10 protein-coding genes are annotated in these 7,504 nt (G+C 45.2%); 6 read left to right on the plus strand and 4 right to left on the minus strand.

Annotation, left to right across the window (positions count from 1 at the left end):
• The first annotated feature begins 129 nt into the window (after positions 1-129).
• From K4039_RS26100 to K4039_RS26110, 3 genes are all read left to right on the plus strand, one after another.
• Entirely contained in the window at positions 130-810 is a 681-nt protein-coding gene (locus tag K4039_RS26100; RefSeq protein WP_321161665.1) for a GTP-binding protein, read from the plus strand.
• Complete coding sequence (locus K4039_RS26105; RefSeq protein ID WP_265239413.1) at positions 798-1,868, plus strand: WD40 repeat domain-containing protein; 1,071 nt, start codon at positions 798-800, stop codon at positions 1,866-1,868. Before K4039_RS26100 ends, K4039_RS26105 begins: the two co-directional genes overlap by 13 nt.
• Positions 1,869-2,001: 133 nt before the next feature.
• Complete coding sequence (locus K4039_RS26110; protein ID WP_265239414.1) at positions 2,002-2,682, plus strand: CADD family putative folate metabolism protein; 681 nt, start codon at positions 2,002-2,004, stop codon at positions 2,680-2,682.
• A gap of 305 nt (positions 2,683-2,987) precedes the next feature.
• On the opposite strand, the gene K4039_RS26115 is transcribed toward K4039_RS26110, so the two are convergent.
• Positions 2,988-3,827, minus strand: a complete 840-nt coding sequence (locus K4039_RS26115) for a metal ABC transporter permease (protein ID WP_265239415.1) — start codon at positions 3,825-3,827, stop codon at positions 2,988-2,990.
• Between K4039_RS26115 and K4039_RS26120 the strand changes: the two genes are divergently transcribed.
• Entirely contained in the window at positions 3,787-3,981 is a 195-nt protein-coding gene (locus K4039_RS26120) for a hypothetical protein (RefSeq protein ID WP_265239421.1), read from the plus strand. The genes K4039_RS26115 and K4039_RS26120 overlap by 41 nt on opposite strands.
• Here the strand turns inward: K4039_RS26120 and K4039_RS26125 are convergent.
• Positions 3,967-4,686 carry a metal ABC transporter ATP-binding protein gene (locus K4039_RS26125; RefSeq protein ID WP_265239416.1) on the minus strand — a complete coding sequence of 240 codons (720 nt, stop codon included), beginning with the start codon at positions 4,684-4,686 and terminating at the stop codon, positions 3,967-3,969. The genes K4039_RS26120 and K4039_RS26125 overlap by 15 nt on opposite strands.
• A gap of 88 nt (positions 4,687-4,774) precedes the next feature.
• On the opposite strand from K4039_RS26125, the gene K4039_RS26130 reads away from it, so the two are divergent.
• On the plus strand, positions 4,775-5,851 hold the full coding sequence (locus K4039_RS26130) for a metal ABC transporter solute-binding protein, Zn/Mn family (RefSeq protein ID WP_265239417.1): 1,077 nt from the start codon (positions 4,775-4,777) through the stop codon (positions 5,849-5,851).
• 173 nt (positions 5,852-6,024) lie between these two features.
• Here K4039_RS26130 and K4039_RS26135 read toward each other — a convergent pair whose 3' ends face one another.
• Both K4039_RS26135 and K4039_RS26140 read right to left on the minus strand, forming a co-directional pair.
• Positions 6,025-6,285 carry a hypothetical protein gene (locus K4039_RS26135; protein WP_265239418.1) on the minus strand — a complete coding sequence of 87 codons (261 nt, stop codon included), beginning with the start codon at positions 6,283-6,285 and terminating at the stop codon, positions 6,025-6,027.
• A gap of 275 nt (positions 6,286-6,560) precedes the next feature.
• Entirely contained in the window at positions 6,561-6,728 is a 168-nt protein-coding gene (locus K4039_RS26140; RefSeq protein ID WP_265239419.1) for a metallothionein, read from the minus strand.
• A 141-nt stretch (positions 6,729-6,869) separates the two neighbouring features.
• Between K4039_RS26140 and K4039_RS26145 the strand changes: the two genes are divergently transcribed.
• Positions 6,870-7,280 (plus strand): helix-turn-helix transcriptional regulator, encoded by a 411-nt coding sequence (locus K4039_RS26145; RefSeq protein ID WP_265239420.1) that lies wholly within the window; start codon positions 6,870-6,872, stop codon positions 7,278-7,280.
• Positions 7,281-7,504: the final 224 nt, after the last annotated feature.

Here is a 7,504-nt window from a genome sequence, read left to right on the forward strand (position 1 = left end):
GGTATTTATGTAAGTCTTTTAAGATAATTAAATTTTTGTTTGAGTTTTTCACAAACGAACATAAATTTGATTTCCCCAAAATCCATCAATACACCTATACATAGAAAATGATTTAGGATTGCTATAGTCATCGAAACTACAGGTTTAGCCGACCCCGCACCCGTAATTCAAACATTTTTTGTAGACGAAGATATGCGGGACAAATTGCTGCTGGATGCAGTTGTCACTGTCGTTGATGCCAAGCACATCTGGCAACATTGGGATGCAGAGGAAGTTCAAGAACAAATTGCTTTTGCTGACGTGGTTTTGCTCAACAAAACTGATTTAGTGACTGACGGAGAATTGGCTGAATTAGAAAAGCGAATTCGCGCCATGAATGCAATGGGAAAAATTCACCGTACTCAGAACGCTGAATTAGCAATGGATGCTTTGTTAGGCGTTAAAGCCTTTGACTTGAACCGAGCCTTAGAAATCGAACCAGACTTTTTGGGCGAACATGAACACGAACATGACGTAACAGTAACTTCCGTAGCAATAGTCGAATCCGGCGCTATTGACGGCAACAAATTTAGCGATTGGATTGAGGAATTGTTACGAACTCAAGGCCCGAATATCTTTCGGACAAAAGGCATTTTGAATATAGCTGGAAAAGACGAGCGATTTGTTTTTCAAGGAGTACACATGATGTTCGATGGTCGGCCGGATAGAGCTTGGAAAGCCACCGAAACTCCGAAAAATGAACTCGTATTTATCGGCCGCAACTTAAACGAAACTCAATTGCGAGAGGATTTCCATCGGTGTCTAGTTTAAAAAGTAGCGAACAAACTCTGGAATTTCACGCCGCAGCCATGCTTTCTGACTACATAACTGCTGTTACGTGGTCGCCGGATGGCGCAACTTTAGCAGTTTGTTCCGCTGCGGGCGAAGTGATGCTGGCGACAGGGGAAATTAATAAATTGTCTTTGCAACCGCTGCAAAGTGCCACGGGTAAATCGGTAGATTGTTTATCTTTTTCTGCCGATAGTCAATTCTTAGCTGCGGGCGGACAAGATGGAAAAGTGCAAATTTGGAGGGTTGATTCTGGCGAATTAATTGCTAGTTTGGACAATCACCGTGTCTGGGTTGATAAATTAGCTTGGAGTCCCCACTGCAATCAGTTAGCTTTCAGTATGGGCCGCTGTGTTCAAGTCTGGAATGCTGATGATCATATTGTGGAAGTAACGCTGAATTTCGAGTCATCATCTATCCTAGATTTAGCATGGCATCCGATTGTTCAATACCTGGCAGTTAGCGGCTATCAAGGTGTTAAAGTTTGGAGTGGCGAAGACTGGGACGAAGACCCGGAAATTTTATCAGTACCGTCTGTAACAGGTGCAATTGCTTGGTCGCCACAAGGGGAATATTTAGCCTGCGGCAATATGGATAATACTCTAATTGTTAGTGAATGGGGCAACTTGGAACCGTGGGTAATGCAGGGTTTTCCGGGGAAGGTTCGGGAGTTGGCTTGGTCGGATCAAATTAATTCTTTGGCACCTTTGTTGGCTGCTTCGAGTTCTCAAGGTGTTTCTGTTTGGGCAAGAGATGCTGATGAAAGTGTCGGTTGGGAAGGTTGGGCTTTAGAAGTTCATGAAAATGTGGTAAGTGCGATCGCCTTTCAGCCTAACACATTTTTATTAGCTTCCGCCGCCGCCGACGGTCAACTTTGTTTGTGGTACGAAGCAGAACAATTGCTGCAAATTCTAGAAGGTGCAGAGGCTGGTTTTTCCTGTCTCGCATGGCATCCCGATGGTCAGTTTCTCGCGGCTGGTGGCTGTGGTGGCGAATTGGTGGTTTGGTCGAAATCTACGGGCAGCAAGGGATTCGGGTGAGGTTGAGTTCGCATAACGACCGATCGCACTCCAAGTTGCAAAAACATCAACAATTGAAAACTTGCACTTTACAGAAGGCTAGATTAATATAACATTTTAGTGGCTGCATTATCCTTAAGGGCGATCGACAATTATGACCGAACAGCAATTTCTCGAACAACTCAACAGCATTCTCGACCAAAACCACCTGCTGAAACACCCGTTCTACCAAATGTGGAACGAAGGTAAACTCGACCTCGCAATGCTGCAAGAGTACGCACAAGAATACTACCTGCAAGTCCACAACTTCCCCACCTACGTTAGCGCTACGCACGCCGCCTGCGACGACATCAAAATTCGTCAAATGCTCCTCGAAAACCTGATAGAAGAAGAGCGAGGCGCTGCAAATCACCCTGAACTGTGGCTGCGCTTTGCCGAAGGTTTGGGTTTAGACAGAAACGCTGTTCTTTCACACGAACACTTAGAAAAAACTACAGAATCCGTCCGCATTCTCAAAGACTTAGCGCGCAGCGAATCTCCCGTCAAAGGTTTAGCTGCCCTTTATGCTTACGAAGCACAAATCCCCGAAGTTTCTACAACCAAAATTGCTGGTTTAAAGGAATTTTACGGCATCGATTCACAAGCTGCTTTGTCTTTCTTTCAAGTCCATGAAAAAGCCGACGAGTTCCACTCGCAAGCCACCCGCGAAGCGCTGTTACAGCTTTGCCAAACTGAAGAAGCACAGCAAGAAGCGCTGTTAGCTGCCGAGAAAGCAACTTCTGCTCTTAATTTACTGCTTGATGGTGTTTACGAAACCTATTGTCAAGCTAAGTAAGCTTCAGTTGACAGTTGACAGTTGACAGTTGACAGCTTCTTTCTGGTAAAAAACGCATATTTGCAGGGCGGGTTGAAAAGCATTGGTGTCAACTTACTGTCAAACGTAGTAATAACTTTCTTGTTTGACGACTGGCCCAGATCCCCCCTAGCCCCCCTTAAAAAGGGGGGAACCGGAAAATATCAAAGTTCTCCTTCAAAAGGAGAGAACCGGATAGAATCAAAGTCCCCCTTCTTAAGGGGGATTTAGGGGGATCTAGACTCAGCTAGCAGCGAGATTTATCAAAATGTTTACACTGAATAGGACTATTCTCCTTTCTTTCTGGTCAAAATTCCTTGACTGGGACTGAACAGCAAAGCTACTAAAAATAATCCAAATACAACTAATACAATTGCCGCACCAGATGGCATATTAAAATAATAGCTGAAATACATCCCAGTTACACTAGCTATAATTCCAATTATAGCACCAAATCCCATCATTAAGTGTAACTCTTTTACCAACAAATACGCCGTAATTCCAGGCCCGATTAACAGCGAAATTACTAACAGCGCCCCCACAGTTTGCAAACTCGCCACAATCGTTAGTGTAATCGCCGAAATCATCCCCAAATAAATCAAGTTTACAGGTAAACCGGATGCTTGCGCTCCCAGCGGGTCGAACGTATAGAATAGCAGTTCTTTGTAAAAGATTTTAACCGCCACCAAAATAATCACTGTTATGAGGAAAGTCTGCTGCACATCAGACGGTGCAACTGACAATATATTGCCGAACAGAAACCCGTCTAAATCTAATTTTGTCGTCCGTAATAGGCTAATCAATGTGACGCTAATTGCTAAGAATGTAGACAAAATCAATGCCATGATTGCATCAATTTTGAGCCGCGATTGCGATTGAATCCATGCCATAATTACGGCGCTGATGATTCCTGAGATAAACGCGCCGATGGAAATATTGAAACCTAAAGAAAAGGCAACGGGCAATCCTGCTAATACTGAATGGGCAATCATGTCTACCATCATTCCCATTTGCTGTACAATTAGGTATGAGCCGACTACGGCGCAGACAATTCCTAGCAAAATGCCGACGGCGATCGCATTTCGCATGAACTCGAATTTGAGCGGCTCAATTAGTATGTTTAACATTTATAGAGGAAGGAAGAAGGAAGAAGGAAGAAGGAAGAAGGAAGAGGTAGCTGTAGGGTGTGTCGCCCTTGAAAAATTATCAAGGGAAATCGACAATCTCGTAGCGACGCACCCTACGATGAAAATAATCCCATTTTGCTCAGGCAGAAACTAAGCTTAAATCGTATCCATAGGCTTTTTGAATATTAGCGGCGGTGAGAACTTCTCGGCTGGAACCAGCGGCAATTAATCCTTTGTTGAGTAACAATAAATTATCGTATTTTTTTAAGGTTTCGCCTAAATCGTGGCTGATTACTAGCAATGTTTTATTTTCGGCTTTGAGTTCGGCAAAAATATCGAATATAATCTCTTCTGTTGCTTTGTCGATCGCACTAAAGGGCTCGTCGAAGAAGAATAAATCGGCTTGTTGGGCGATCGACCTTGCTAAAAATATCCGCTGCTGCTGTCCCCCGGAGAGTTCGCCAATTTGCCGATCGCGCAAATCCCACATTCCCACCCGCAGCAAAGCAGTTGTCACCAATTCCCGCGACTGCTTCGAGGGACTCCGAAACCAACCAGTCTGGACAGTCCGCGCCATCATCACCGCATTCCACACCGTAATCGGATAATCCCAGTCAATTTGTGATCGCTGCGGCACGTAGGCCACCCGCGACAACTGTTCCTTCAACAACCGCCCCTGATATTTTACCAAACCCCGACACGCCGGAATCAATCCCAGCATCGCTTTCACCATCGTGCTTTTCCCCGCGCCGTTGGGGCCGAACACCCCCGTTAACTGTCCGGACTCTAACTGGAAACTCACGTTGTTAAGGGCCGAAATTCCTCGATAATTCACAGCCAAGTCTTGCACTTCTAACATAATTCGAGATTTTGAGAACCATTCTTGTTCGTAGCTACTACAATAGGATAACTCTAAAAGTAATAACGATTATCGTTCCAAAGGTGAAATGTTAAAAAAATTGTCTGGAAAAACTGGCAGATTTTGCAGTACGGCTGTTTTGGCGATCGGTTTTGGACTGGTTGGGTGCACTTCCACCCCCAAACCCAGCAATTCCACGCCAGAGAGTCCCAGCGCCACTCAAACTCAAGTGAGTCCCGTGGCTAACTTGCCGAAAGTCGTCGCCACCACTGGTGTGATCTGCGATATTACTAAGGAAATTGCCCAAAGCTCGATCGACACCACCTGTCTAATCAAGCCCGGAGAAGACCCCCACGCCTACCAAACCAAGCCAGAAGACAGTAAAGCGATTGAAACAGCAAATTTGATTTTATACGCCGGCTACGACCACGAACCCAGCATCATTAAATTAATTAAATCCAGCAATAATTCCGCACCAAAAATCGCCGTACACGAACTCGCCGTTCCCAAACCTCTAATGGGCGAACACGAACACGAAGGCGGGGAAGACAAAGCAGAAGATAAACCCCACGCAGCCGGCGAAAAAGTTCCTGATCCTCACGTTTGGCACAACCCTAAAAATGGTGTACGGATGGTAGAAATAATTCGCGATGAATTGATCAAAGTTGCTCCTACAAATACTCAACTTTATACTAGCAATGCCGCGAAATTAACTGGTAATTTGCAAAAAATAGATACTTGGATTAAAGCGCAAATTGCGACAATTCCGGCGGATAAACGCAAATTAGTCACAACTCACGATGCTTTGAGTTATTATGCCGATGCTTACGGTTTGGAAGTTGCTGGAGCTTTGCAGGGAGTGACAACAGAGGAACAGCCCACAGCCGCCAGAATTGCCGAATTATCATCACAAATTAAGACCGCAGGAGTGCCGACAATTTTTGTAGAAAATACAACTAATCCGAAGTTAATGGAGACTGTAGCGAGGGAAGCAAATGTCAAAATTTCGGACAAAGAACTTTATAGCGACGAGTTGGGCGGCCCTGGTACGGGCGCTGATACCTATGAAGGAATGCTGAAAACTAATACTTGCGCGATTACTACTGGCCTGGGCGGCAATTGTACTCCGTTTGCAGGAGAAGCAACACCAATTCCTAAACCGTAGAAAAAGCCGGCGGTTGAAACCGCGCCTAGACAAACAAAAACCGCCGACGCGGTTTGAAGACGGTTAAAATTATATTATTTTCTTTACACTGCGTCGGCGGACTAGCCTTCAAGAAGGCTAATGCCTACGTTTTTATAGGCTCGGTTTCAACCACCGTCTTATCTGCGATGAATTTAAGGTGAATTTTCTTCATCGGTAGTGGGTGGTTTTTTGCCAATTCCCAACTGCTTCTTAGAGGATTTTAAGTCTTTCCAAAGCGCCTTAATATCTTTATAAGCTTTCTCCGTGCTAATTTTCCCGCCTGTTTCCAGCGAGCAAATGTAAGTTATTTTCTGAGCAAATTCCTGCAAGTTGGCATCAAAGGCCAAGTTTTCTGGCGTGAAATCTCCGTAGTAGCGACTGCGAGGATGTAAAAAATCTTCCCGTTCTTTCATTGCCCCCTCCTAATTCAACTTTTGGTTCTGTCTTTGCTATTAATAGCAGTATTTGCACTTAGTATTGCGGCGCTAACTTACTTTTATTGTATTCCGCTGGTAACAATTGTGCTTTTTCGCTGTGTACTTAGCCTATTAAGGGAATTTTAACCTTTAATTACCCGGATTTTAACCTTAGTTTAACCTAAAAGCACAAAAATTGGGAGATGCGCTGTTGGCATCTCCCTTTAGATAGATTTTACAGGGGTTCCTTAACCTATTCTCAAGCGGAATATTTATTTGTGGCACTCGCAACCGGTGTGGCCGCAGCCGGTGCCGTTGGGGTGGCCGTCAGCGCAAGCACTGGAACAGTATGATTTGCCACTTTTTTCGACGGCTTCAGTCAGGCTGACAACGCACAAGCAAGAAGGACAGGCGCATTTTATTTGGGTGACGGTAGTCATTTTGGATTCTCCTGGTGGATGATCGATACATACATCTGAACATATATTCAGATGTATGTCAAGGAAATGTAAAAACTTTGTTACAAAAGATGGGTCGATCGCGCTAAGATGAAAATGAGAATTAAAACCAGCCGATCAAAGATGTCACCAAACTCTGCTGTTAACGGAGCGATCAGTCAGCCTCACCAAGAGAACGATACACCAACGTGCGATCGCCTGCACGTAGCTGACTGTTCGCGGGTCGGGGACATCCAAACACAAGTGCTCAACACGGCAAAAGCTCAGCGAATGGCAGAGTTTTTCAGTCTTTTGGGAGATGCGAACAGGCTGCGGCTGGTGTCTGTGTTGGCAAAACAAGAATTGTGCGTGTGCGATTTGGCGGCGACTTTGGGAATGAGTGAATCGGCAGTATCGCACCAGTTGCGGGCGATGCGGGCGATGCGGTTGGTAAGTTACCGCAAGGTTGGCAGACAGGTTTTTTATAGTTTACTCGATCGGCACGTTTTGGAACTTTACCGAGCAGTCGCCGAACACTTGGACGAAGAATCGTGAACTACCAGACACTGACCGATACGGCGGCGAGCGTGCTGGCTTCTTGTCTCAACGGGAACAGCGTCTAGCAAGACCGAAATCTTACTCTTGACGACTTACATCCCCTCCACAAGCAGAAGCGCTAGTTCCTAACGCCAGAATCCGCAAGGCTTCATTTCTTATAATTAAAGTCAGTGAAGGAGTCGCCTCCTCCACTGCTCTCCAAAACGGAACGTGATCGTTTC

The organism is Lyngbya sp. CCAP 1446/10 (assembly GCF_026130175.1).
Taxonomy (GTDB): Bacteria; Cyanobacteriota; Cyanobacteriia; order Cyanobacteriales; family Microcoleaceae; genus Microcoleus.

Excerpts from the sequence above, each read along its gene's own strand:
- K4039_RS26135 (WP_265239418.1), bottom strand. The coding sequence starts at position 6,285 with ATGAAAGAACGGGAAGATTTTTTACATCCTCGCAGTCGCTACTACGGA.
- K4039_RS26110 (WP_265239414.1), top strand. The coding sequence starts at position 2,002 with ATGACCGAACAGCAATTTCTCGAACAACTCAACAGCATTCTCGACCAA.
- K4039_RS26115 (WP_265239415.1), bottom strand. The coding sequence starts at position 3,827 with ATGTTAAACATACTAATTGAGCCGCTCAAATTCGAGTTCATGCGAAAT.
- K4039_RS26140 (WP_265239419.1), bottom strand. The coding sequence starts at position 6,728 with ATGACTACCGTCACCCAAATAAAATGCGCCTGTCCTTCTTGCTTGTGC.
- K4039_RS26145 (WP_265239420.1), top strand. The coding sequence starts at position 6,870 with ATGTCACCAAACTCTGCTGTTAACGGAGCGATCAGTCAGCCTCACCAA.
- K4039_RS26125 (WP_265239416.1), bottom strand. The coding sequence starts at position 4,686 with ATGTTAGAAGTGCAAGACTTGGCTGTGAATTATCGAGGAATTTCGGCC.
- K4039_RS26120 (WP_265239421.1), top strand. The coding sequence starts at position 3,787 with ATGAACTCGAATTTGAGCGGCTCAATTAGTATGTTTAACATTTATAGA.
- K4039_RS26130 (WP_265239417.1), top strand. The coding sequence starts at position 4,775 with ATGTTAAAAAAATTGTCTGGAAAAACTGGCAGATTTTGCAGTACGGCT.